The sequence below is a fragment of the Pectobacterium wasabiae CFBP 3304 genome (assembly GCF_001742185.1).
Lineage (GTDB): Bacteria > Pseudomonadota > Gammaproteobacteria > Enterobacterales > Enterobacteriaceae > Pectobacterium > Pectobacterium wasabiae.
Genome location: NZ_CP015750.1, coordinates 3,129,278 through 3,153,716, shown reverse-complemented (window position 1 = coordinate 3,153,716; position 24,439 = coordinate 3,129,278). Strand labels below are relative to the sequence as shown.

16 protein-coding genes and 2 pseudogenes are annotated in these 24,439 nt (G+C 51.3%); 4 read left to right on the top strand and 14 right to left on the bottom strand.

The annotated features are described in order from the left end of the window. Positions 1 to 34: 34 nt before the first annotated feature. The 6 genes from proY to phoB all read right to left on the bottom strand — a co-directional run bounded on the left by proY (position 35) and on the right by phoB (position 7,682). Positions 35 to 1,411, bottom strand: a complete 1,377-nt coding sequence (gene proY / locus A7983_RS14215) for a proline-specific permease ProY (protein ID WP_005975987.1) — start codon at positions 1,409 to 1,411, stop codon at positions 35 to 37. 132 nt (positions 1,412 to 1,543) lie between these two features. Further along, entirely contained in the window at positions 1,544 to 2,863 is a 1,320-nt protein-coding gene (gene brnQ / locus A7983_RS14210) for a branched-chain amino acid transport system II carrier protein (protein ID WP_005975986.1), read from the bottom strand. A gap of 476 nt (positions 2,864 to 3,339) precedes the next feature. Next, entirely contained in the window at positions 3,340 to 4,446 is a 1,107-nt protein-coding gene (locus tag A7983_RS14205) for a cobalamin-independent methionine synthase II family protein (RefSeq protein WP_005975985.1), read from the bottom strand. Positions 4,447 to 4,688: 242 nt separating this feature from the next. Further along, positions 4,689 to 5,627 carry a PstS family phosphate ABC transporter substrate-binding protein gene (locus tag A7983_RS14200; RefSeq protein WP_005975984.1) on the bottom strand — a complete coding sequence of 313 codons (939 nt, stop codon included), beginning with the start codon at positions 5,625 to 5,627 and terminating at the stop codon, positions 4,689 to 4,691. Positions 5,628 to 5,642: 15 nt separating this feature from the next. After that, a complete protein-coding gene (gene phoR / locus A7983_RS14195) occupies positions 5,643 to 6,965 on the bottom strand; it encodes a phosphate regulon sensor histidine kinase PhoR (protein ID WP_005975982.1) in 1,323 nt (440 codons plus the stop codon). A gap of 27 nt (positions 6,966 to 6,992) precedes the next feature. Then, the gene (gene phoB, locus A7983_RS14190) at positions 6,993 to 7,682 is read right to left on the bottom strand and encodes a phosphate response regulator transcription factor PhoB (RefSeq protein ID WP_005975981.1); all 690 of its coding nucleotides are present in this window, start codon (positions 7,680 to 7,682) and stop codon (positions 6,993 to 6,995) included. 294 nt (positions 7,683 to 7,976) lie between these two features. Between phoB and sbcD the strand changes: the two genes are divergently transcribed. Next, positions 7,977 to 9,203: an exonuclease subunit SbcD gene (gene sbcD / locus A7983_RS14185; RefSeq protein WP_005975980.1), complete on the top strand. Its 1,227-nt coding sequence runs from the start codon at positions 7,977 to 7,979 to the stop codon at positions 9,201 to 9,203. Continuing rightward, complete coding sequence (locus tag A7983_RS14180) at positions 9,200 to 12,883, top strand: AAA family ATPase (RefSeq protein ID WP_005975979.1); 3,684 nt, start codon at positions 9,200 to 9,202, stop codon at positions 12,881 to 12,883. Before sbcD ends, A7983_RS14180 begins: the two co-directional genes overlap by 4 nt. Before the next feature lie 3 nt (positions 12,884 to 12,886). On the opposite strand, the gene mak is transcribed toward A7983_RS14180, so the two are convergent. Next, entirely contained in the window at positions 12,887 to 13,798 is a 912-nt protein-coding gene (mak, locus tag A7983_RS14175; RefSeq protein ID WP_005975978.1) for a fructokinase, read from the bottom strand. Between the two features lie 289 nt (positions 13,799 to 14,087). Here mak and rdgC point away from each other — a divergent pair, with 289 nt between their 5' ends. Beyond that, positions 14,088 to 15,017 carry a recombination-associated protein RdgC gene (gene rdgC / locus A7983_RS14170; RefSeq protein WP_005975977.1) on the top strand — a complete coding sequence of 310 codons (930 nt, stop codon included), beginning with the start codon at positions 14,088 to 14,090 and terminating at the stop codon, positions 15,015 to 15,017. Between the two features lie 63 nt (positions 15,018 to 15,080). Here the strand turns inward: rdgC and A7983_RS14165 are convergent, their stop codons facing one another. Next, the gene (locus A7983_RS14165; RefSeq protein WP_005975975.1) at positions 15,081 to 16,871 is read right to left on the bottom strand and encodes a methyl-accepting chemotaxis protein; all 1,791 of its coding nucleotides are present in this window, start codon (positions 16,869 to 16,871) and stop codon (positions 15,081 to 15,083) included. A 673-nt stretch (positions 16,872 to 17,544) separates the two neighbouring features. Between A7983_RS14165 and A7983_RS14160 the strand changes: the two genes are divergently transcribed. Further along, positions 17,545 to 18,291, top strand: coding sequence for a GntR family transcriptional regulator (locus A7983_RS14160; protein ID WP_005975974.1), 747 nt, complete (start codon positions 17,545 to 17,547; stop codon positions 18,289 to 18,291). Here the strand turns inward: A7983_RS14160 and A7983_RS14155 are convergent. The 6 genes and pseudogenes from A7983_RS14155 to A7983_RS14130 all read right to left on the bottom strand — a co-directional run bounded on the left by A7983_RS14155 (position 18,265) and on the right by A7983_RS14130 (position 24,335). Then, positions 18,265 to 19,241: pseudogene (locus A7983_RS14155) on the bottom strand (PfkB family carbohydrate kinase). The gene A7983_RS14160 and the pseudogene A7983_RS14155 sit on opposite strands and share 27 nt — an antisense overlap. Continuing rightward, a pseudogene (locus A7983_RS14150) lies at positions 19,241 to 20,241 on the bottom strand (ADP-ribosylglycohydrolase family protein). The pseudogenes A7983_RS14155 and A7983_RS14150 overlap by 1 nt, the downstream one beginning before the upstream one ends. After that, a complete protein-coding gene (locus A7983_RS14145) occupies positions 20,238 to 21,515 on the bottom strand; it encodes a nucleoside permease (RefSeq protein ID WP_005975971.1) in 1,278 nt (425 codons plus the stop codon). Before A7983_RS14145 ends, A7983_RS14150 begins: the two are co-directional and overlap by 4 nt. A 343-nt stretch (positions 21,516 to 21,858) precedes the next feature. Beyond that, complete coding sequence (gene ppnP, locus A7983_RS14140) at positions 21,859 to 22,143, bottom strand: pyrimidine/purine nucleoside phosphorylase (protein ID WP_005975968.1); 285 nt, start codon at positions 22,141 to 22,143, stop codon at positions 21,859 to 21,861. A 138-nt stretch (positions 22,144 to 22,281) separates the two neighbouring features. Then, positions 22,282 to 22,803: a shikimate kinase AroL gene (aroL, locus tag A7983_RS14135; protein WP_005975967.1), complete on the bottom strand. Its 522-nt coding sequence runs from the start codon at positions 22,801 to 22,803 to the stop codon at positions 22,282 to 22,284. Between the two features lie 482 nt (positions 22,804 to 23,285). After that, the gene (locus tag A7983_RS14130) at positions 23,286 to 24,335 is read right to left on the bottom strand and encodes a type II asparaginase (protein ID WP_172645128.1); all 1,050 of its coding nucleotides are present in this window, start codon (positions 24,333 to 24,335) and stop codon (positions 23,286 to 23,288) included. Between the last annotated feature and the right edge of the window lie 104 nt (positions 24,336 to 24,439).

Genomic DNA, 24,439 nt, shown 5'->3' with positions numbered 1-24,439 from the left:
AGTCGGAGCGCTTCTTCTGATGCAAACGACTAACTTAATTCTGTGCCGCTACCGCGTTCTGACGCTTCTTCTTCCAGACATAGCCCACTAAAAGCACCAGTATCCAAATGATGCCGACATACAGCGACACACGGGTATCCGGGAAGTAGCCAATCAAACCGATGATAAAGAACAGGAAGATGATACCGAACGCGGAGGTCGCGATCCCCCCACGCAGCGGGAACGCCAGTGCCTTGACTTCATCAGCACTTAGACGGCGACGGAAGGCGATCTGAGAGAACAGAATCATGATCCACACCCATACCGTCGCAAAGGTGGCTAGTGAAGCAATCACCAGGAATACTTTGCCAGGCATAATGTAATTCAGGTACACCGCTACCAGCAGTGCCATCATCATCACGACCACCGTTACCCACGGAATACCGCGTTTAGAAATGCGGCTAAACACTTTCGGTGCATGGCCCTGCTCCGCCATCCCGTGCAGCATACGGCCTACGCCGAAGACGTCGCTGTTAATTGCCGACAGCGACGCGGTAATCACGACAAAATTCAGAATACCTGCCGCCGCCGTAATACCCATATGCTGGAACGTCAACACAAACGGGCTACCGTTGGTGCCTACCTGATTCCACGGGTAAATCGACATAATGACGAATAGCGTACCAACATAGAACACCAGAATACGCCACGGTACAGAGTTAATCGCACGAGGGATGGATTTATGTGGGTCTTTGGCCTCACCGGCAGTGATTCCGATAATCTCTACCCCGCCATAGGCAAACATCACCAACTGTAGCGATAGGATCATCCCCATCACCCCGTTACTGAAGAACCCGCCATTAGTCCACAGATTATGGATGCCGGTGGGTTCGCCACCGTTGCCAATGCCCCAGATAATGATGCCGATCCCGGCAGCAATCATGATGATAATGGTGGCGACTTTGAAGAAAGAGAGCCAAAACTCCAGTTCGCCAAAGGCTTTCACATTCATCAGGTTGATGGCACCAATGATAAGCACCACGCTCAAGACCCATACCCAGTGCGGCACAGCAGGGAACCAGACGCCCATGTAGATACCAAACGCAGTCACATCGGCAATGGCGACAATCAGCATCTCAAAGCAGTAGGTCCAGCCGGTGATATATCCCGCTAACGGCCCGAGATAATCCTGCGCATAGCGAGAAAACGAGCTGGACTGCGGGTTATGCACCGACATTTCGCCCAGTGCGCGCATGATGATATACGCGACAATCCCACCAATCAGGTAAGCCAGCAACACGCTGGGACCCGCCATTTGGATCGCGCTAGCAGAACCATAAAACAGACCGGTTCCGATCGCCGAGCCAAGGGCGATAAAGCGGATATGCCGCGTGCTTAACCCACGCTTGAGCTTGGAAGATGGTTGTTCCATTGATAAGCAACCCTGTCTTATAAGAGAAAAACATTACAAAAAGAAAAACCACAGGCAGATACCTGTGGTGCAGAAACCTAACGCAGTGCTGGAGCAGTAAGATATCCCCAGCGCTATCAGGTATGAACGATATTATTGATGTACCGTAACTTCCTGACGACCACACAGTCTGTCGTAAATCACTGCAACCAATAAAACCAGCAGCGACGGTGGCAACCAGGCCAATCCTTGCTCACTCAGTGGCAAATTGAGGCTCCACTCTGGCAACAGCGACTTGAAAGCCGATGATTTTATACCATCAATCATGCCAAATAACAGGCTGACTAACATAACGGGTGCCACAATACGTGAAGCGCTATTCCACCAACGGAGCGTAAAGCTCAGTAAAACCAGAATGATACAAGGCGGATAAATCGCTGTCAGCACCGGAATAGAAAGTTGAATCAGGTGGCTCAAGCCAAGATTGGACACTACCATCGAGAACATTCCCAGCACAAATACCAGCGTGCGATAGGACAACGGCAGATATTGCGCAAAGAATTCAGCACACGCACAGGTTAAGCCCACCGCCGTCACCAGACACGCGATAAAGATTAACAACGCCAGGAAGCTGCTTCCCATGTTACCGAACGTGTGTTGCACATAAGCATGGAGAATCTCTGCCCCATTCAGCGCCTGCGGCACCAGTTCACCACTGACAGAACCAAGCTGGAACAGGCTCAAATAGACCAGCGTCAGGCCAATGCCCGCGATTAACCCAGCCCATACGGTGTAACGCGTCAGCAGCACTGAGCTTGTCACCCCACGTGAGCGTGCCGCATTAACGATTACGATACCAAAGACCATCGCGCCCAACGTATCCATCGTCAGATAGCCGTTAACAAAGCCATTAGAGAACGGCAGATGCTCATACGCTTCTGTCGCAGGGATCGGTGTCCCAACGGGCCACAGCACGGCGGCAATACCCAATACCGCCAGAGCGATGATCTTCAACGGTGCCAGCACATGGCCGACCGTATCCAGCAGTTTGCCCGGATACAGAGAAATCCCGATGACGATAGCAAAATAAATCAGGCTATAAATCAACAGAGGGGACGCACCATTACCAACCAAAGGAGCCAAACCGACTTCAAACGAGACGGTTGCCGTGCGCGGCGTCGCGAACAGTGGCCCAACAGCCAGATAGCACACGGTAGCCAAGACCACACCGGCCTTTTTACCAATCGGCGAGCTTAGCGCATCGACGCCGCCGCCAACTCGGGCAAGGGCGATGACAGTCAGCACAGGTAGGCCAACCGCCGTCAGCAGGAAGCCGATTGCCGCAGTCCAAACGTGCTCTCCTGCCTGCAATCCCACCATAGGCGGGAAAATGATATTTCCTGCCCCCACGAATAAAGCAAAGGTCATAAAACCTAATGCCACAATATCTTTGGAAGTTAAACGATGGCTCATAGTTATGTCGTGTTGCCTGTATCAAATCGATAAAAAATTGTGTCGTTTATCGCCGTCAGAAGCCGTTCGCAAACGGATGGCCTGAAGCATGATGCCAACACTCCGGCGATGTGAAGTATGACGAGTATAGAGGAGTTATTTTTTGCACAGCCATATTGGGTGCTAAGTAAACCGTTTATAGCGTAAAAAGACAAGCAGAGATCTAAAAACCAGAGTATCTATCCTACTTATACTAAAAAATAAGAATATAAATTGGTTTATCATGATTTGCATAACACATGATTTGCGCATTTATCGATATTTCATTGCAATAAAACTGATAAAAAACGGCATAAAATGCGTTGTTCGATCATAAAAAAAACATATTGCACAAAAACGTCGCAGGTAGAAAGCAGGATAACAGCCACAAAAAAGGCCGGATCGAATGATCCAGCCTCTGTATATCCCATTATGAAAATAAGGTTACTTCATCGGTGTTACCACACGCGATTAGCGATATCCACGACAAGCTTCAACTTATTCCACTGTTGCTCTTCCGTCAGGCTATTGCCCTCTTCCGTTGACGCAAAACCACACTGCGGGCTCAGGCAAATCTGGCTGAGATCGACATACTTTGCCGCTTCCGCGATGCGTGCCTGCACCACTTCAGCCTCTTCCAACTCGCCGTTCTTCGTGGTGATCAGTCCCAGCACAACCTGCTGATGGCCCGGCTTCACAAAACGCAGCGGCTCAAATCCACCCGCACGCTCAGTATCGTATTCCAGGAAAAATGCATCGACATTCACTTCACCAAACAGAATTTCTGCAACAGGCTCATACCCACCTTCAGAAATCCAGGTCGAACGGAAATTACCGCGACATACGTGTAAACCGATAACCAGATCGGCAGGTTTATCAGCCAAGGCTTTGTTCAGGACATCAGCATAGGTCCGAGCCAGTTGGTCTGGATCTTCGCCACGCTCACGGATCTGACGTTTTTGATCGTCAGAGCACAGGTAGGCCCACACGGTGTCATCCAATTGCAGGAAGCGGCAGCCAGCGTCATAAAATGCGTGGATCGCGTCGCGCCAGGTTTGCGCCAAATCGTCGAAGTAGGCGGCCAGATCGGGGTAAACCGTCGCATCAATCGCTTTTCGTCCACCGCGAAAATGCATCACGCTAGGGCTAGGAATCGTCATTTTAGCGACGGCATCGCCAGAAATGCTGTTCAGGTAGCGAAAATGGTCGAGCATCGGGTGCTGAGGGTTAAAACTCACTTTATCCACGACACGAATCGCATGGGATTTGGTCTGAATGCCGTTGAATTGAATACCGTGGTCAGCTTCATAGCGCTCTACGCCGTGCAAATCAGCAAAGAAGTCAAAGTGCCACCAGGAACGACGCAACTCACCATCCGTCACTATCTGCAAGCCAGCTTCACGCTGCTTTTCTACCACCCGCAGAATCTCACGATCTTCAATGTTGCGCAGCGCGGCAGCATCAATCTCGCCTGCTTGATGCTGAAGACGTGCCTGCTTAATCGCTGCTGGACGCAAGAAACTGCCGACGATATCGGCACGGAAAGGGGATAAGGTATTCGCCATCTGTCGCTCCTGACATGTTGCCAGCACTCGTCTTCAAGAAAGAAGCGTACTGACATATAGTTTCAATGTGAAATATTTGCCCAGAGGGATAGTTACATTTAATCTTATTTAGCCATCTGGACGTCTAAATTTAACAATATCGTGTCACGTGGCGAATCGCAGGGCAATAGAAGAATTTTCACGGCACGTGAATAAAATTCATGTTCCGTGAAAATAGCGCAAATCCATGATGAGAAGAAAAGTTATTCAGGCAGACCAATCTGCTGACGCGCCTGACGACGCGTTTCTTCCGGCAGCGGCAGATAGCCATCTTGATTCACCAACGATTGTCCCGTTTCGGACAGCACGCGTGCCAAAAATGCCGCCGTCAGTGCTTCCAGCGGTTGTCCGGGTGCTTTGTTGACATAGATATAGAGATAACGGGTGTAGGGATATAAACCGCTGCGGATGTTTTCAGTCGAAGGGGAAATGTAGTCGGTGCCTTGTGCGGCTAACGGCAACATCTTCACACCGCTGGTACGAAAACCCACGCTGGCATAACCGATCGCATCCGTTGATGCTGCAACCGCCTGCACAACGGATGCCGAACTAGGTAATTCATTAACTTGAGGAAGGAAGTCACCGCGGCATAGTGCTTTTTGTTTAAAGAATCCATAGGTTCCCGAGGCAGAATTTCGCCCATAGCGCAGTAACGTGCGTTTCTCCCAACTACCGCGTAAGCCGAGGTCACCCCACTGTTTTATCGGTTGCTGGTTACCACAGCGTTGCGTAATCGAAAAAATGGCGTCCAACTGTGACAAGTTCAGCCCAGACAGAGGGTTATCCTGATTCACCAGCACGACAAGCGCATCCATCGCCACCGGCACCGCCAGCGGTGGATAACCGTAGTGCTGAACAAACGCCTCAATTTCGCTGGCCTTCATCGCCCTACTCATCGGCCCGAGTTGTGCGGCACCCGACGCCAGAGACGTCGGCGCAGACGATGAACCAGCAGCCTGAATCTGTAAATTCACGTTCGGATAATGCTGGCTGAAATCCGTCGCCCAAAAGGCCATCAGGTTAGCCAGCGTATCCGACCCCGCGCTGGAGAGGTTACCCGCCAGCATTTGACGAGGTTGCGCGGAGCAAAATGCGCTAAGCAGCAGTAAAAAAGCGCCCGCAATACGTATGGCGGATATCATGAATAACGTTTTCCGTCAGGCCGAAGGTTTCGCCATATTTTCAGCCACAGAGGTAGGGACAATCAACCGATTTGGCAACGTAAAGACAAAACGCGATCCCAGGCCGTCCTCGCTCATGATCTCCAGACGGGAATCATGATGGCTGAGCGCGTGCTTAACAATCGCCAGCCCCAGCCCGCTACCGCCCGTCTGTCGCGAACGCGCCTTATCCACGCGATAAAAACGTTCAGTCAGGCGTGGCAAGTGCTCGGCTGCAATCCCCGGCCCGTTATCGCTGACCTGAAATTGCGCCCCCTGTGGGATCTTCTGCCAACAGACTTCGATACGCGTTCCCTCCGGCGTATGGTTGACCGCGTTATACACCAGATTGGATACCGCGCTGCGCAGTTGTTCCTCGTTACCAAACACCCGGAGATTTTCATTCACACGAAAGACGATCTCATGCCGCCCCTGACTCAAGGTCTGCGCTTCACGCTGCAATACGCGTAGCATCAACGGAATATCGACTTTTTCATTCAGATCGATTGCCGTCGCTGCTTCAATCCGGGACAGGGTAAGCAACTGTTTGACCAGCCCGTCCATGCGCCGGGTCTGTTCCTGCATGGTATTCAACGCCTTCCCGCGCAGCGCCGCATCCAGCGTTTCTTCTTGCATCATTTCCAGATAGCCCTGTAACACCGTCAGCGGGGTTCGCAACTCATGGCTCACATTGGCAAAAAAGTTACGTCTTGCGCCTTCAAGCTGGTGCATTTGCGTAATATCGCGCACCACCATTAGCAGTTGCCCTTCGGAATAGGGCATCACGCGGAATTCAACATGATGAGAATTATTCAACTGCAACGTGAGAGGACGGCTAAAATCTTGCCCTTTCATGTAATTAGTGAATTCAGGATAGCGCAATAAGTTGAGGATATTCTGACCGTTATCTTCCGGCCAGCGGAAATTGAGCAGATGCTGCGCCAGGTGATTACACCAGAAGATCGTCCCCTCTTCGGTGGTGATCACCACCGCATCCGGCAAGGATTCGGCACCACTACGAAACCGTTTGATCAGCAGCGCCAGCTCCCGACGTCGGCGTCGATTACGCAACTGCATCTGATAGAGCCCGTAAAACAGCGGCTCCCAGCTCCAGCGGCCAGGCGGTGGCGTCATGCTGCGGTCAACCCACAGCCAATAAGAGAGTTTAAGCTGGTTATAAAAATTCCAGCAGAGTAGGCCTAATACGGCAACCAGCAGAAACCAGGGCAGATAGCCAAAAATCAGCCCCAGCAATAAAGCGGGCAAACAAAAAAAAGCTAGCTCCAATGCCAGCCTTTTCCAGGATAAACGTTCTAGCACGTTAGTGTTTCTCCGGTCACGCTCACCTCAGTAACGCGTTGAAAAACGGTAGCCCGTTCCCCGAACGGTTTGCACCATTTTGTCATGCCCGCTGGTTTCCAGCGCTTTACGCAGGCGACGAATATGGACGTCGACAGTACGATCCTCAACATAAACGTTAGTGCCCCACACGTGATTCAGCAACTGTTCCCGGCTATAAACACGTTCAGGATGTGTCATGAAGAAATGCAGCAGTTTAAATTCCGTCGGACCCATGTCCAACGCGTGCTCTTCGGTCGTCACGCGATGAGAGGAAGGATCGAGGCTCAGACCACGCATTTCAATCACTTCTTCCACCGCCATCGGTGAAATTCGGCGCATCACTGCTTTAATGCGCGCCACCAGCTCCTTAGGCGAAAACGGCTTGGTAATGTAATCATCCGCTCCCACTTCAAGCCCGCGCACGCGGTCTTCTTCTTCGCCACGCGCGGTCAACATCATTACCGGAATATCACGCGTCAGCGCTTCGCGCTTCATATGCTTGATGAATTGCAGGCCCGATCCTCCTGGCAGCATCCAGTCCAATAACACCAGCTCTGGGAACGGCTCCGACAGTTGCGTTACCGCGCTGTCATAATCTTCGGCTTCCACTGGTTGGTACCCATTTTGTTCCAGTACAAAGCAGACCATTTCACGAATTGGTGCTTCATCTTCCACGACTAATATGCGTTTTGCCATTGTTAATCCTGTCGTTAATCATCGTCGCTGTTAGCAGGCGAAAGGCATTATGCGTCAGTTTTATGACAGATTTATGAAAAACAAACCTCCCTCGTCGCACGATGTTACAGTGCGTACATCCGATTTTTCGAACCGCTTTCCAAACTCGCGATCCCAGCGCGACAGCCATCATCCCTGCTATATATAATCATGGCATTACGATGACAAAACACCATAGCAACGATGCACCGTGCCACATAATGGATAATGATAACGTCATCCAACGCCACGCGGCATGAAGATCGAGAGAACACGATGCGCATTATCCACACCGCCGATTGGCATTTAGGGCAATATTTTTATACCAAAAGTCGCGCTGCTGAACATCAGGCGTTTCTTCACTGGCTTATCACTCAGGTGGATCAACATCAGGTCGATGCCATTATAGTGGCTGGCGATATCTTCGATAACGGCTCGCCCCCCAGCTATGCGCGAGAAATGTATTATAGCTTCGTAGTGGAACTACAGCGCACAGGCTGCCAACTCATCGTTCTCGGCGGCAACCACGACTCGGTCTCGGTGCTGAACGAATCGCGCGATTTGCTGGCCTGTCTGAACACGCGGGTGATTGCCTGCGCCAGCGACGATCTCGCCCAACAGGTGCTTCTGCTGGAAAACCGCCAGCAGCAGCCCGGTGCCCTGCTCTGCGCCATTCCCTATTTGCGCCCACGTGATGTGCTAACCAGCAAAGCCGGACAATCCGGTGATGAAAAACAGCTAGCGCTACAGGAAGCGATTACCGCGCACTATCAGCAGTGTTATCAACTGGCTTGCCAAAAGCGCGATGCCCTTGGCCTGCCACTACCGATTATTGCAACCGGGCATCTGACGACGATTGGCGCAACCGCCTCAGAATCCGTGCGCGATATCTACATTGGCACACTTGATGCTTTCCCTGCTCAGGCTTTCCCCCCTGCGGATTATATCGCGTTGGGGCATATTCACCGCCCGCAACGCGTAACCAAAAGTGATCACATTCGCTATAGCGGATCCCCAATCCCACTGAGTTTTGATGAGCTCGGCAGCGAGAAATCCGTTTGTCTGGTCAGTTTTATACCCGATGCACCGCCGAAGATAGACACGCTGCCTATTCCCGTGACTCAACCGATGCAGTTGATTAAAGGCAGCCTGAGCGATATTGAACAGCAACTGGCCACCTTCCAGAACTATCTGGGCGATAAGCCCATGTGGTTGGATATCGAGCTCAGCACGCAGGATTATCTGAGCGACATGCAAAAACGCATTCAGGCGATGACCGAACACCTGCCCGTTGAGGTACTTCTGCTACGCCGCACGCGCGAACAGCGTTTGCAGGCCATTACCCGTCAGGACAAGGAAACGCTGAACGAATTAAGCGTACATGACGTTTTTGAACGTCGTCTGGCAACGGAAAAAGACATGGAAGACGGTCGCCAACAGCGCGTTCGCACGCTGTTTAATCAGGTTATTAATGAACTAGAAAATAGCGAACCTGCCAAATGAAAATTCTCAGTCTGCGCTTAAAGAACCTCAACGCGCTGAAAGGCGAATGGAAGATCGACTTCACACAAGAGCCATTTTCCAGCAACGGCTTGTTTGCCATTACTGGCCCAACCGGAGCAGGAAAAACCACGCTGCTGGATGCCATTTGTCTGGCGCTATACCACGAAACGCCTCGCTTGGGTCTGCTTTCTGCCAGCCAAAATGATCTAATGACCCGCAACACAGCAGAGTGTCTCGCCGAGGTAGAATTTGAGGTTAAAGGCGTGGGATACCGCGCCTTCTGGAGCCAACGTCGGGCAAGAAATATCCCAGACGGCAATTTACAGTCCCCCAAAGCCGAGCTTGCTCTTATTGAAGGCGGCAAGATTCTGTGTGAAAAGCTCAATGATAAGAAGGAGATGATCACACAGCTCACAGGGTTAGACTTTGGCCGTTTCACGCGTTCTATGATGCTATCGCAGGGGCAGTTTGCCGCCTTCCTTAACGCGAAAGCCGACGACCGGGCGGAACTGCTGGAAGAGCTAACCGGCACGGACATTTACGGCCTGATTTCCGAGCGCGTCTATGACAAGCACAAACAGGCAAACATCGCGTTGAGCACGCTACAGGCACGCGCATCAGGTATTCAGTTGTTGACCGATGAGCAGCGCCAGCAGGTGGAAGTCCAGCTTGCCGAACTGACTCAGCATGAGCAACAGGGCAACATTGAGCGTGAGCAAGCACTGACTACGCTGCGCTGGTTTGAGCAACTGACGCAGCAGCAAACGCAACTAACCAACACGCAGGCGCAACACGCGAGCGCCGAATCCGCCATTCAGCAGGCCAAGCCGCAACTCGATAGGCTAGCCAACAGCGAACCGGCAGAAAAACTGAGACCGTTACATCAGGAACGAGAACGTTATCGACAGGAATCCCTTGCGCTCGCTCAACAGATTGAACAACTGGCAGGGGAGCAGGCCTCTGGGCACACTGCGCTGACAACGTTACGCCAGCAGGAAGAGAAAGCAGAGCAGGACGTTATTCAGCACAAACAGATACAACAGCAACAAGAGTTGTTGATCAATGAACAGGTTGTACCGCTTGACCATCGTATTGCCACGCAGGAGCAACAAAAAGCCCAGCAGCAGGACGAAGTGGCAAAAATGCAAATTCGTCTGCGTGCCGATGAAAACAAGCAAACGCAGATAGCGGCGGAACAACAGCAGGCCAAACAACTGCTTGAACAGATTCAAGCTTATCGCCAGCAACACGCACATCATCAGCAGTGGGGAGAACAACTTCCTCTGTGGCGCACACAGTTTCGACAATTGCGCCAGCTTCAGGACGAGCAGCAGAAGCTGAGCCAAAAGCAGACGCAACATGCCGAACAAGCGGCAGCGCTCCAACAGGCGGCAGCAACGTTGACGGCACAGCAGCGTGAACAACAAACGGTCGTTGATGCAGCCCGCCAGCAATTCATACAACACGATGAGACACGGAAAAATCAGGAAGCGCATCAGCCGCTTGCAGCCCTGCATCAGCGGTTTAATCAACTCATCGATCAACGAGCCGCACGCCGACAGCTCGCAACAGCCAGCGACCAGTTCCAGCGCCTTCATCCCCGTAAGCAGCAGCACTTCGCCAGACAAAGTGAGATACAGGGGCTTATCAACCAATCAGAAATATTACGAAAACAGCAGCAGTCCGATCATGAGCAGCGCAGCCAGCATCTGGCCGATCTGGAAACACTGTACCGGCAGGAAGAACGTATCGTTAGGCTGGAAGCCGAAAGGCAGCGGCTACAGGCCGGAGAAGCGTGCCCACTGTGCGGCTCAACCGAGCATCCGGCGATTGAACGCTATCAGGCGTTACAACCGTCTGAAACCCAAAAGCGCCTGACGGCACGACAGCAGGACGTGAAACAGTTAACAACGGCGTTGGCGAATACGACCGCACAACTAGCCTCGCTGGAGCAGCAGCGGGAACAGTTGCAACAGGAAATCGCACAACTCGATAGCGAACATCAAATCCTGCGGCAACAGTGGCAAGATGTCAGTGAGCGCTTACAAGTTAACTACACGCTGGAACAGCAGAATGAAACCTCAGCCTGGCTTACGCAACGCGAGACCGAAGAGCAGGACATTCGACAGCACATTACCGCACACGAGCAGTTGCAAAAACAGTGGCAGGAAAGTAAGGATTCACTGACGGTTGCAGAAGCATTACAGCGGGAACTGGATCAGAAAGTCGTGCTGAATACCCAGCAGCAAACCTCGCTAAACGATACGCAGGCAGACACCGTTCAGTCGCAGCAAAATACGCAGCAACGGCTCGCTCAGCACACTCAGGAAATCACACAGACGCTGGCAAACACGAGCCTGCCTCTGCCGGAAGCCGCTGCACAGGATGACTGGCTGGCACAGCGCGACAGCGAGTGGCAAATTTGGAAAGCCAAAGAACAGGATCAATCCCGCTTAATTCCCCTGTTAGCCACGCTGGAAAGCGATCTTCAGTATCTGAGCCACAGCGTGACCGAGACAACGCAGCAATTACAGGTACAGCAACAGCAACTGGAACAGTGCACCGTTCTGCTCAATACGAATCAGCAGGAACGACTGGCGCTTTTCGGCGACAGGCAAATCGCCGCAGTACGCGAACAGCTACAACGAACTAGCCAGCAATATGATAATGCGCTCCGGTTAGCCCAATTAGCACGTCAGCAGGCTGAAACCACGTTGAGCCGCCTGACGGGAGAACTGGCCAGCACGCAACAGCAGTATGAGCAGAGCACACATCAACGAGAGAATGTGACCGAACGCTTTAGTCAGGCTTTACAGCAGAGCGCTTTCACTGATGAAACGACCTTCCTGAATGCGCTGCTTGCCGAGCAGGAACGACAGACCTTGCAGGCATGGAAGGAAACGCTGTATCAGAGTTTGCAGCAGGCAACAGCACTTCACCAGCAGGCTGAACGGGAGCTGCTCGCCCATCAACAAAAGCGACCAATTTCTCTGCTGGAAGATGCCACACAAGAAGCAGTGCAGCAGCAGTTGGCAACGCTGGATGAAACGCTGCATTTCACTGTGCGACAGCAGGGAGAAATGCAGCGTCAACTGAACGACGATCGACAACAGCGTCAAAATCAGCAGGATTTGCTCAATGAGATCGCCCAAAGTCAGCAAAAGTATGACGACTGGAGCTGTCTTAATACGCTCATCGGCTCACAAAGCGGACATAAATTCCGTAAGTTTGCTCAAGGGCTCACCTTGGATCATCTGGTTTATCTCGCCAATCTACAGCTCTCCCGTCTGCACGGACGCTATATGTTGAAGCGAAAACCCGGTGACGATCTGGAACTGCTGGTGGTGGATACCTGGCAAGCGGACGCCGAACGCGATACGCGCACGCTGTCCGGCGGCGAGAGCTTTCTGGTGAGTCTATCGCTGGCGCTGGCGTTATCCGACCTGGTCAGCCATAAAGCCAGCATCGACTCTCTATTTCTGGATGAAGGCTTCGGCACGCTAGATGCCGAGACGCTGGATATCGCGCTGGATGCGCTGGATAACCTGAACGCCTCTGGCAAAACCATCGGCGTCATTAGCCATGTCGACGCCATGAAGGAGCGTATTCCGGTACAGATCAAAGTGCAGAAAGTCAACGGTCTGGGCGTCAGCAAGCTAGCGCCGCAGTACGCCGTGTAGCCATTACTTCGTCTTTGGCCAAAGCCAGGCGGCTCCGCGCACCCCGCTGGAGTCGCCGTGTATGGCCTGACGCACAGGCGTTTCGCACTCACCGCCGAAGATCCATGGTTTGATCTTTTCCGGCACGGTCTGGTAAAGGCGAGAAACATTGCTCATTCCACCTCCCAGCACCACGATATCAGGGTCGAGCAGGTTGATCACATGCGCCAGCGATTTTGCCAGACGATGTTCATAGCGCTGTAATGCCAGTTCGGCGATGGGATCGCCCTGCTCCGCTAAGGCAATAATTGCCTCCCCTTTGTGCGGCTGGCCGCTCAGGCTCTGATAATCCCGCGCAAATCCCGTACCGGAAATAAAGGATTCAATGCAGCCGGACTTGCCGCAGTAGCAGGGAACCGTCTGCCGATAGCGTATCTCATCGTCATCCATCCAGGGCAGCGGATTATGTCCCCACTCACCCGCAATACCGTTGCCGCCGACGTGAGCCTGGCCGTTCAGCGCAATCCCCGATCCACAGCCAGTGCCGATAATCACTGCGAAGACGGTCTGCTTCCCGGCTCCGGCACCATCAACCGCTTCTGAAACCGCAAAACAGTTCGCATCATTGGCGACCCGCACGGGGCGATTCAATAGTGCAGCAAGATCAAGATCCAGCGCCTGACCATTGAGCCAGGTGGAGTTGGCATTTTTTACCTTGCCGGTAAACGGCGACAGCGTACCGGGGATCCCCACGCCGACACTGCTGTGGCAGCCCGTCGCTTTTTCGGCCCTCTCCACCAGCGTGACGATAGTCCGCAGGGTTTCCGGATAATCATTTCTTGGCGTCGGCATACGCTGCCGAAAACGTTCATTCCCCTCGTCATCCAGCGCAATGACTTCTGTTTTCGTCCCGCCCAGATCGATACCGATTCTCATGATGTCTCCCCACGTGTGGTAAATAGGCCCGCGTAAGTTTGCTACCGACCTGAAAACGTTTTTATTTATAGATAGATACCCTAAATAATTCGAGTAGCGTAGCCAACGCACATGCAGCTTGAAGTATGGCGGGTATAACCAGAGAAACCAATCAACTGCAATCCAAAACGTGATAGGTATTCCTCTGAATCCGGGTATTTTATTCCACATTACGGCTTCGAATTCGTTATCATGCGCGCAACATTACAAACCCGCGTGCAAACCTGCGCGCCCAGTCAGGGATAACACCATGTTGTGGTTTAAAAACTTAATGATTTACCGCCTAAGCCGGGACAGCGCGCTGTCCAAGGATAACGTTTTATCTGCGGATGAAATGGAAAAACGGCTCAGCGCCTTCGCGTTCACCCCGTGTGGCAGTCAGGATATGATGAAAACGGGTTGGGTATCGCCAATGGGATCGCATAGCGATGCATTAACGCACGTCGTTAATGGGCAAATCGTTATCTGCGTTCGCAAAGAAGAAAAAATCCTGCCGTCTCCGGTCATCAAGCAAACCCTTCAGGCCAAAATTGAACGTCTGGAAGCAGAGCAGCACCGCAAGCTGAAAAAAACCGAAAAAGATTCACTGAAAGACGAAGTGCTGCACAGCCTGCTGCCGCGTGCATTCAGCCGTTTCAGTCAGGTCTGGCTGTGGATCGATACGGTTAACGGCCTGATTATGGTCGATGCTGCCAGCGCTAAAAAAGCAGAGGACACGCTGGCGCTGCTGCGTAAAACACTGGGTTCCCTACCCGTTGTACCATTGACGATGGAAAACCCCATCGAGCTGACGCTGACTGAGTGGGTGCGTTCCGGTGAGCCGGCGGCAGGGTTCGCGTTACAAGATGAAGCGGAGCTGAAAGCTATTCTGGAAGACGGTGGGGTTATCCGCTGTAAAAAGCAGGACTTGGTCTGTGATGAAATTGCCGTGCATATTGAAGCGGGCAAGCTGGTCACCAAGCTGGCACTGGACTGGCAGGAGCGTATTCAACTGGTCTTGTCTGACGACGGCTCGGTAAAACGCTTGAAGTTCTCAGATACGCTGCGGGAACAGAATGACGATATCGATCGGGAAGATTTTGCTCAGCGGTTTGATGCCGATTTCATTTTGATGACCAGCGAACTGGCTGCATTAGTTGCCAATCTGATTGAAGCGTTGGGCGGGGAAGCACAACGTTAATTTCTCGGTGATTGCCCGCAACCGTTCAGGCTGCGGGCAAGACATCCTTGGTGGCTGAACCCGCTAGACCCGGAAATGTCCAACAACAGAGTTCAACTCTTCAGCCTGTGATTGCAGCGCGCCCGACGCAGCGGCAGACTCCTGCACTAACGCGGCGTTTTGTTGCACCATCGAATCCAACTGTGCTACCGCTTTATTGATCTCATTGATGCCACGCATTTGCTCATCTGCCGCATGGGTGATTTCAGACATCACAGTGGTCACCGTGGACACGCCACCGACAATTTCATTCATCTTGTCGCTGGCATGGCGCACCTGCACTGAGCCAGACGTCACGCTAGAGACAGTCGACTCAATCAACGCTTTAATTTCTTTTGCGGCCTGTGCGCTACGCTGTGCCAGGCTGCGAACTTCACCAGCGACAACGGCGAAACCCCGGCCCTGTTCGCCAGCTCGCGCCGCCTCAACCGCAGCATTAAGCGCCAGAATGTTAGTCTGGAATGCAATGCCATCAATCACACCGATGATGTCGCCAATTTTACCGGACGCAACCACGATATCTTCCATCGTGACAATCACATCGGACACCACTTGTCCGCCTGTGCTAGCGTCTTTCGACAGCAGCAGCGCTTTGGCATTAACCTGCTGCGCCGATCCAGCCGATTGCGTCACCGCCGCAGAGATTTCTTCCAGAGAGGCCGCCGTTTGCTGAATACTCGATGCCGATGCTTCGGTACGCGCAGAGAGATCGTTATTCCCCGCAGAGATTTCATCCGCTGCCACCTGAAGCGATGCGCTGATGTCGCGAATTTGAATCATTACCTGGCCGATTTTATCAATGAAGGTATTAAACGCACGGGCAATTTGCGCCACTTCATCATGTCCTTCATCCGGCAGTCGCTGCGTCAGGTCGTTGTTACCGTTGCTGATATCATCCATTGCGTCACGGATTTGCAGCAGTCGCTTGAGCGTAGAGGTAATGATGAAGCCAATAACCAATGTTCCCAACAGCGCGATAACAACTAGCGTGATGACCGATGTAGAAAGCAGTGAACGCATACCTGCGGTGGCTTCGGTTTTATCCAGCGCCACCAGCATGTACCAGTTCGTGCCAGCAATCGGTTTTGCCAACACCAGTTTTGTCACCCCAGAAAAATCCACATCGCGAGCACTTTTTGCTGAAAGAACCTCATTCAGATTAATCGCAGGAGCAATGTCGGTGATCTTCTTCAGCGTCAGTTTTTCATCCGGGTGTGCGATGATCGTACCACTACGGTCGATCAGCACGCCGAAACTCCCCGAGCTGGGGTTGATAGCCTTTACGTTTTCGATCACGCTTTTCATCGTGACATCGCTGCCGACTACACCTCTAACCGTACTGCCTTCCAACACGGGAGCGACAAAAGAAACCACCAGCGTATTGGTCACCATATCGACATACGGCGCAGTCGCTAGCGGTTTGCCCTCTTTCACCGCCTGCTGATACCAAGGCCTGATAGTCGGGTTGTAATCGGCAGGAATACCGCCAGGATCGGCAAATTTGGCTGTGCCGTTGGCGTACCCCATATACACATTCAGGAACCCGCCGGATGCCACTATCTGTTTGAACAGTGGGATAGGATCCTCATCCTTTATGGCACGATCGTGTAGCGCAGAGATCATCAGCGTTTTAGAAGCAACCCAGTCGCTAATCGCTATGGTATGGCTGGTCGCAACCGCATCCAGCGTATTTTGGATCGATGCCTTATTAGCATTATTGGCTATGGTGTAATTAAGAAAAGTATTAATAACAAGCGAAAGTACAACAATGGTCGAACAGGCCGCAAGAATGCGGGAACGCGTCGTTTTCAGCATAAAATACTCTTTGCGTAGAATAGTTATACTATCCATAACGGCACAGAGAAATAAAACTTGAATGCGATCACATTCTACAACTGCCATTTATCTTAAAAACCGCTTTGAAAATTAATACGTTCAACCAATCTATTACGTAAAAAAAGTAGGGTAATGAAAAACACGCTACAAAACCAAAGTAAATCACTACTAAAAAACAACAGAAAAGGATAAATAACTTATTATTTTCCATAATAAAAAATTATTGATACGATTCATTATTTATTAAATTTTAACAATTCAGGGATAATTCTTAATAATCACTCGATTTTTTCATATTATTAATTAATAAATATAATTAAATAAAACAACTCATATATGGAATTAATGATGAGCTTTACAAAAAAGAGCGAGAAATTACACGATAGAGATATATGCTGAAAATTAACAAATAAACTTCATTTTATGCGGTCACGCCGTGGGATTTTTCGACATAAAATCATTTATTACTGATGAATAAATAACCAAAAATGGACACCTGCATTAACACACTCCCATCAAGAACCTGCTGTTCATTTCGTATCGCAGATGCCATCGTCAGACAATAGATTACAGCGCTGCCATTTTAGGTATAGAGACGATAATACCAGTGGTATTATGAAATCCTACGCAGGTAGACCAGGATCAGAGAAGAATGGAACACGCACATACTCAATTAATAGAACAGCTTATTCAGCGCTTTGCGACAGTAGACAATACTCCGCTCTATCTAAAATTTGCCGAAACGGTCAAAAATGCCGTGCGTAGCGGCGCGCTGGAGCATGGCAACATTCTGCCAGGAGAGCGTGACCTGAGTCAGTTAGCTGGGGTGTCACGCATTACCGTACGCAAGGCGATGCAGACGCTGGAAGAAGAAGGTGTTGTTACCCGCGTGCGCGGCTACGGTACACAAATCAATAATATTTTTGAGTATTCGCTGAAAGAAGCGCGCGGATTTTCACAACAGGTTGTGCTGCGAGGCAAAAAACCCAATACGCTGTGGGTGAACAAACAAATCGTAAAAAGCAGCAAGGAAGTAGCCGAACAGTTGGCTATTGCGCCAGAGACCTCCGTTTTTCTGTTAAAACGCATCCGCTATGTGGATGAAGACGCCGTTTCCATTGAAGAGTCGTATGTCCCTGTTGATCTGATCGCTGATGCTGAGGATATCGGTGTCTCGCTTTATGACTACTTTCGCAGCCAGAACATCAATCCGCAGCGTACACGCAGTCGCGTCAGCGCACGTATGCCCGATGCCGAGTTTCAGTCACATATTCAGCTTGATAATAAAGTACCGGTTCTGGTCATCAAGCAAATTGCGCTCGACCAGCAGAACCGGCCTATCGAATACAGCATCAGCTATTGCCGTAGCGATCTATACGTGTTCGTCTGCGAGGAGTAACCGAGCACGAAGTTCAGCCTGCGTGGGTGCACAATCTCCCCCCGGTGGCTCACGACATAAGCCGCAACAGCATTCCCCAGCGTGACGGCATCCGCCAGCGACCACCCAGCGGCCAAGCCTGCCAGTGTCCCTCCTGCATGGCTGTCTCCCGCACCGATGGTGTCAACCACCGTTGCGGGAAACGGGGCGACGAGGCCCTCAGACGTCGCATCAAAATACCAGGCTCCCGCCTTGTCTTGACGAATAATCACCGATGCACGGTATTTCTCCCGCCAGGCACGCCCCAGCGTTTGCGCCTCAGCCGACATACCGAGCATTTCCGCCGCCACTTCCGCTTCCTGACGATTAAGAGACACGACGGGATGAAGTGCCATAATGCGCGCCATCAGGTTTGCCGGAATGTCGGCAATACGCGGCCCAAAATCGATAAATGGCGTGACGCTATGCAAGGTTTCCAGCCAGCTCACCAGACGCTCGCCACACGGTGCCGCCAGTTGATAGCCCGAAAGCGAGATCAAACTCCCCGGTGTGATAGATAACGACGCTAACCACCTGTCACTCCACTGGTTTTCAACGCCGCTGAAGGACATAAACGTCCGTTCACCGTCCGGCTCAACCAGCGCCAGACACCAGCCGTTGTCTCCCGAATTGGTTTGTACCACCGTGGTGATGTTCTGTTTTTCCAGACTATTACGAATGATATCCGCCCACACGCCCTGCCCGACAGGCAAAGCGTTTTGTGCTTCCATCCCAAGGCGTTTAAGCGCAATAGCAATATTCAAGGCACAGCCACCAATATTCACGCTTTGCTGCTTCAGTTCGATATCACATCCGCGGTACGGTAACGCATAAGCATCGGCAATCACATCAATCACCGCAGCCCCAACGATGGTCAGCGGCTGACGTGTCGTTAATTCATCCAATTTTGCGGCAAGTTCGCTGGCCTTCATCACGCCTCCCGTGCTGAACGGTATTGCAGCAGCAGGCTGGCATAGCGATGAAAATCAAGCTGGTTAATGTCATCCAGTTCTTGCTTCAACGCGGCATCAATCACCGTTACCCCGTGCAATGCACCACATATCGCCGTCGCCATCGCCCCAATCGTATCGGTGTCCCCCCGAGGTTGGCGCACAGAATCGCACAGCGGTTTGGGTCAGTTTGCGCCAGCTCCACCATTGCGATGGCAGTAGCAACAGATTCGATCGTGCTCGTTCCCGCACCAATCAGTTGATAAAGCTGCTCGCTGGCACTTTCCGTACCGTTTGCATTACGCACAATATTCAGTGCTAACTCCAGACGCGCGGCGAGAGAAGCGCTAAACGTGGTAATTCGTTTTTCCTGTGCATGGCGCGCCACAGATGGCAACGCATCGACGATATCCCGCCAGTCTGCTCCATCAATCGCCCGAGAAATTGCCCAGGAAATGACGACCGCTCCCGCAATCGCCAAGTCGGATTTATGCGTCGGGCTGGATGCCAGCGCAACCTGCTCGATGAAGGTATCAAGATCGTGCGCGGGCAGCAGACAACCAAGCGGAGACGCCCGCATCGCAGCACCGTTCGTGACACCATTATTTTCCAGTTCGCTCACCGGCGTACCTTGGCGGATCGCATTCAACGCAATTTTAGACGTTGGGCCGAGTACGTTTTTATTAAACGCATCGAACGATTCCGCCCATTTCAGGATGTGGCGACCAATCGCATCGGCATTGATTTCCCCATCACATTCAATGATGGCATCGGCCAGGCTCAGCGCCATCGAGGTATCATCCGTAAACTCACCACGACCGAAATAGCACGCCGCATTGTTTTCCGCTGGGCCGGGTAAAAAGCGATCAATCCAGCCGAAATGCGCTTTCACGCGCGTTCGGGGCCACAGTTCCGATGGCATACCCATCGCATCCCCTAAAGCCTGGCCATATAAGGCACCGAGAATACGTTCTTGTTTCATTTGTTTTCCTCTGTACTAAAATGCTGATTTGCACCCTCTACATCAATTGTCGAGATCGCTTTATCCGATTCACGGAAAAACAGGATAAAGATCAGCGCAATAATCGCGATCATCACCGCACCAAACAGCCACATGCCGGTCCAGTTGAAGGTCAGGCCGTTTACCGGTTCACCGTGGGCGAAAAGTTTCTCCATCATCACGCCCCCTAAACGGTATCCCAGCAGGCTGCCGAAGCCCTGACAGCAAAGCGTAATCAGGCCCTGCGCCGCGGTACGCATATGGACAGGCGCTTTTTTATCAACGTAGATATAGGCGGTAACATAGTAAAAATCGTAACTCACGCCGTGCAGCAGAATGCCGAGGAACAGCAGTGCATACGTGAAGTAGTGATAAGCGTCGCCGTAGACGAAGAAGACATAGCGGATAGCTGCCGTCACCAGCCCCAGCAACAATACCTTTTTAATACCAAAACGTTTGGTGAAAAACGGTAGCGCCAGCATGAAGAAAATTTCCGAGAACTGACCCAGCGTCATCCAACCTGTCGCGTTTTTCATACCAACTTCGGTAAGGAAACCAGTGGCAAAAATGTAATAAAACGCCAGCGGCATCGCGAACAGGAAGGAGCAGACAAAAAACACCAGAAAGTTTTTGTCTTTCAGCAACACAATCGCATCCAGCCCCAGCATGACTTTAACATCCAACTTGCCAGTACTTTTTGGCTGCGTATCTGGCAGGAAAAAGGCAAAGAAACCGAGTAACGCAGAGCTGGCGGCGGTAATCAGCAACGGAATATTAGTGGGAGAAATATCGCTAAACCCAAGCCACGTCGGCAGAAAGCCGCATACGATACCGGAGGCAATCCAGCCAATCGTTCCCAATACACGGATACGTGGGAAATCCCGTTCCACGTCACCAACGTGGGAGAACGCAATACTGTTAGTCAACGCGATAGTGGGCATGTAGGTTAATGAATACGCCAACAGCAGCGGGAAGAAATACATAAATTCAGTTTGCTGCGCCGCCAGATACATCAGTATCGCTCCGGCGAACATCAGCACCGCCAGCACCTTTTGCGCAGCAAAGAAGCGGTCGGTAAGTGACCCCACCAGAATCGGCGATAAAATAGCGGCAATGGCGGTACAGGCATACGACCAGCCGATTTCACCCGCTGTGAACCCACTTTTACTCAGATACAGCCAGAGTGGAACGAACCAGGCTCCCCAGATAAACCATTCAACGAACATCATGAACGACAACTTTGCTGTAGTTTTCATATTTACATCCTTCATGACAGAGTAAGGTACACCTTTAAAATACCAATTAATAATACCTTTTAAATACCTTTGGGTTCATTATTTGAACTACATAACACTTTCGCAGCATTATTTATCATTACAGGGAGAAAGAATGGCAGAAAAGCGTGATAGCAAGGTGGGGTTAAAAATGAGGATAAAGGAGATAGTGCAGAATCAGTATAAAAAACGCCGCGTCATGTAGTACATAGCGCGGCGAGAACGATGTATACCCATCATATTTCAAGTTGCATGTGTGTTGTTCAAAACGCTAACACGTTGCCCTGAAACTTGAATGACTTGGGATATAGAATATAAATAGGTATTACAGATACTTACACAAATAAGAAGTCGGTTCGACCACCTGTAAATTGAACTCGCTTTTTCCCGGAACGAAAAACGTTTCTCCCGGTGTGAAAACCTGCCAATCCGGTGCGCCGGGCAACAGCACTTTCAATGCCCCGGTGATGACCGTCATTTCTTCCGGTTGTCCGGTTCCAAACGTGTACTCACCCGCATCCATAACACCGACACTGGCGCGGCCAATGCTATCGCCTTCAAAACCGATTGACTTGACCTTCCCTGCAAAATACTCATTTACATTCAGCATAGCGCGGCACCTATCGTCGAAAAATTCAGGAAATTCATCTTAAAAGGAGAGTCGCGCCACTGTCACGATCTATTCATTGAAAGTTAGTGCTCAGTAACACTGACTGATGATTATTTTACCAGTGTCCCGTTTACCACCCTACGCTGCCGACGAACGCAGTGCCTTCAACACGCTTGCCACAATGGCTTCCGGCGTCTGCGACGCATCAATAACGTGATGCGCAACACCGCGATAAAGCGCTTCGCGCGCGGCCAGCACATCGGCCATTTCCTCTGCAATCGGGCGACCTGTCAGCGTAGGCCGCTGGTTATCCTGCGGGTTTTCCTCCAATCGCTGAGCCAGCAATTCGGCATTCGCATGGAGGTAAATGACAATACCTTGGTCATGCATAAAACGTCGATTGGCTTCAGCCAATACCATACCGCCGCCAGTCGCAACGATGTAGCGGTTGGACGTCACCTGCTGAAGCGCCAGACTTTCACGCTGACGAAAACCGTGCCATCCTTCCTGCGCCACCACATCAGCCACCGTCATATTGGTCGTCTGCTGCATAAACAGGTCAGTATCGACAAAGTCATATCCTAACGCCTGTGCCAGTTGATGCCCTACCGTAGTCTTTCCACAGCCTCTGGCACCAACCATAAAAATGGGGTGTGTCATGTAATGACGAATCCTTCTTTTTTACTCACCCGTTCCGTCATATTTCAGGCTGCATGTACATTGGTTATCCTGCAACGCGAACGATTTCGGGTATCAAAGATAAATAGGGTGATTACCTGCTTTGTCGTGGGCTGAATCATACCGATAAAATCAACAGAGAGGGAAGTGACTTCTCAGTGGAAACGAAAAGTTGAATAACTAAAAGTAAAAATTGAATGACAGGAAATATACCCTAAATAATTCGAGTTGCAGGAAGGCGGCGAGCGAGGGCATCCCGATGAGCTTACTCAAGTAAGTGATTCGGGTGACTGACAAACCTACCAGAGGCAGGTTTGAACGCTGCTTGCAGCGGCCCCAACGGGGCGAGGTACACGCCAGTGTGCCGAGTAACGACGCCAACGCACATGCAGCTTGAAGTATGACGGGTATAAAAAGCCCCGCGTTTAAAGGCGGGGCTATCACACTAAAAACCGCTCAGACGCTTAATAAGCGTGGAAGTAATCCTGGATCACGGCTGGGTTCGTCGTTTTCGTCAGTGCCAGCATCAGCAGAATACGTGATTTTGCCGGGCTTAGAGAATCGGCAACCAGACCAGGTTGGCCAGCGTCCGGTGGTACGATACCGCTGCCAGTACGGCTGGAACGCACAACCACAACACCTTTGCTTTCCGCTTTACGGATGCCGGCATCGCCACGCTTGGATACGCTACCCGCTCCCATGCCAGCATATACGATACCTTTTACACCATGCTTGATAGAGGCATCATACATATATTCTGGATCGTCCTGATAGCCATAAATAATGTCGACGGCAGGCAGTTTATCGATGTTAGTCACGTCAAACACAGAGCGTGTAGTGTGAACTTTATCCAGACGCGTCTGGTAGTACACTTTGTCACCGATAATCACGCCGAGATAACCTTCTTCTGGCGCTTTAAAGGTATCCAGTGTAGAGGCGTTGGTTTTGCTGATGAAACGGGCAGAACCGATACGATCGTTCAGCACCACCAGCACCCCACGGCCACGAGAGTTTTTATCCGTAGCCACTTTTACTGCACCGTACAGGTTCATCGGGCCGTCGGCACTGATTGCCGTTGCCGGACGCATCGCAGCGACAAAAACGACCGGTTTGTCACTTTTCACTGTCAGGTTCAGAAAATAAGGCGATTCGTCGAGCGTATCCGTACCGTGCGTAATGACCACGCCATCAACATCGCTGCGGGCCAGCAGCTCGTTCACGCGCTTGCTCAGCGTTAACAACACATCGCTGGTCATATTTTCACTGCCGATGCTGGCAACCTGCTCACCTTTAATATTGGCAAGCGTTTTCAGCTCAGGCACCGCTTGAATCAGCGTCTCTACGCCCAGCGCCCCAGCCTTGTACCCAGTGGTTTGCGTATTGGCCGCTGCGGAACCCGCAATCGTACCGCCCGTTGCCAGAATGACAATGTTAGGTAAATTTTCTGCCGCATTCGCCAGAGACGAAAAACAAACAAAAACAACAACGAATAATGCGTTAAACATCCTTTTCATAACCTATACCAACTTATTGAGTTAAGTGGCAGATCAGATACGTCAGGTATCTGATCTGTAAGTAAAAAACCTCAACTCTGTTGGCAGCCTGCCAACATTGGCGC

What these genes read in the sequence shown, in the direction of transcription:
- phoB (WP_005975981.1), bottom strand. Translation starts at nt 7,682, where the DNA reads ATGGCAAAACGCATATTAGTCGTGGAAGATGAAGCACCAATTCGTGAA.
- A7983_RS14205 (WP_005975985.1), bottom strand. Translation starts at nt 4,446, where the DNA reads ATGGCGAATACCTTATCCCCTTTCCGTGCCGATATCGTCGGCAGTTTC.
- rdgC (WP_005975977.1), top strand. Translation starts at nt 14,088, where the DNA reads ATGTTGTGGTTTAAAAACTTAATGATTTACCGCCTAAGCCGGGACAGC.
- A7983_RS14130 (WP_172645128.1), bottom strand. Translation starts at nt 24,335, where the DNA reads ATGAAAAGGATGTTTAACGCATTATTCGTTGTTGTTTTTGTTTGTTTT.
- A7983_RS14145 (WP_005975971.1), bottom strand. Translation starts at nt 21,515, where the DNA reads ATGAAAACTACAGCAAAGTTGTCGTTCATGATGTTCGTTGAATGGTTT.
- A7983_RS14180 (WP_005975979.1), top strand. Translation starts at nt 9,200, where the DNA reads ATGAAAATTCTCAGTCTGCGCTTAAAGAACCTCAACGCGCTGAAAGGC.
- mak (WP_005975978.1), bottom strand. Translation starts at nt 13,798, where the DNA reads ATGAGAATCGGTATCGATCTGGGCGGGACGAAAACAGAAGTCATTGCG.
- aroL (WP_005975967.1), bottom strand. Translation starts at nt 22,803, where the DNA reads ATGACACACCCCATTTTTATGGTTGGTGCCAGAGGCTGTGGAAAGACT.
- brnQ (WP_005975986.1), bottom strand. Translation starts at nt 2,863, where the DNA reads ATGAGCCATCGTTTAACTTCCAAAGATATTGTGGCATTAGGTTTTATG.
- A7983_RS14165 (WP_005975975.1), bottom strand. Translation starts at nt 16,871, where the DNA reads ATGCTGAAAACGACGCGTTCCCGCATTCTTGCGGCCTGTTCGACCATT.
- A7983_RS14200 (WP_005975984.1), bottom strand. Translation starts at nt 5,627, where the DNA reads ATGATATCCGCCATACGTATTGCGGGCGCTTTTTTACTGCTGCTTAGC.
- A7983_RS14160 (WP_005975974.1), top strand. Translation starts at nt 17,545, where the DNA reads ATGGAACACGCACATACTCAATTAATAGAACAGCTTATTCAGCGCTTT.
- proY (WP_005975987.1), bottom strand. Translation starts at nt 1,411, where the DNA reads ATGGAACAACCATCTTCCAAGCTCAAGCGTGGGTTAAGCACGCGGCAT.
- ppnP (WP_005975968.1), bottom strand. Translation starts at nt 22,143, where the DNA reads ATGCTGAATGTAAATGAGTATTTTGCAGGGAAGGTCAAGTCAATCGGT.
- sbcD (WP_005975980.1), top strand. Translation starts at nt 7,977, where the DNA reads ATGCGCATTATCCACACCGCCGATTGGCATTTAGGGCAATATTTTTAT.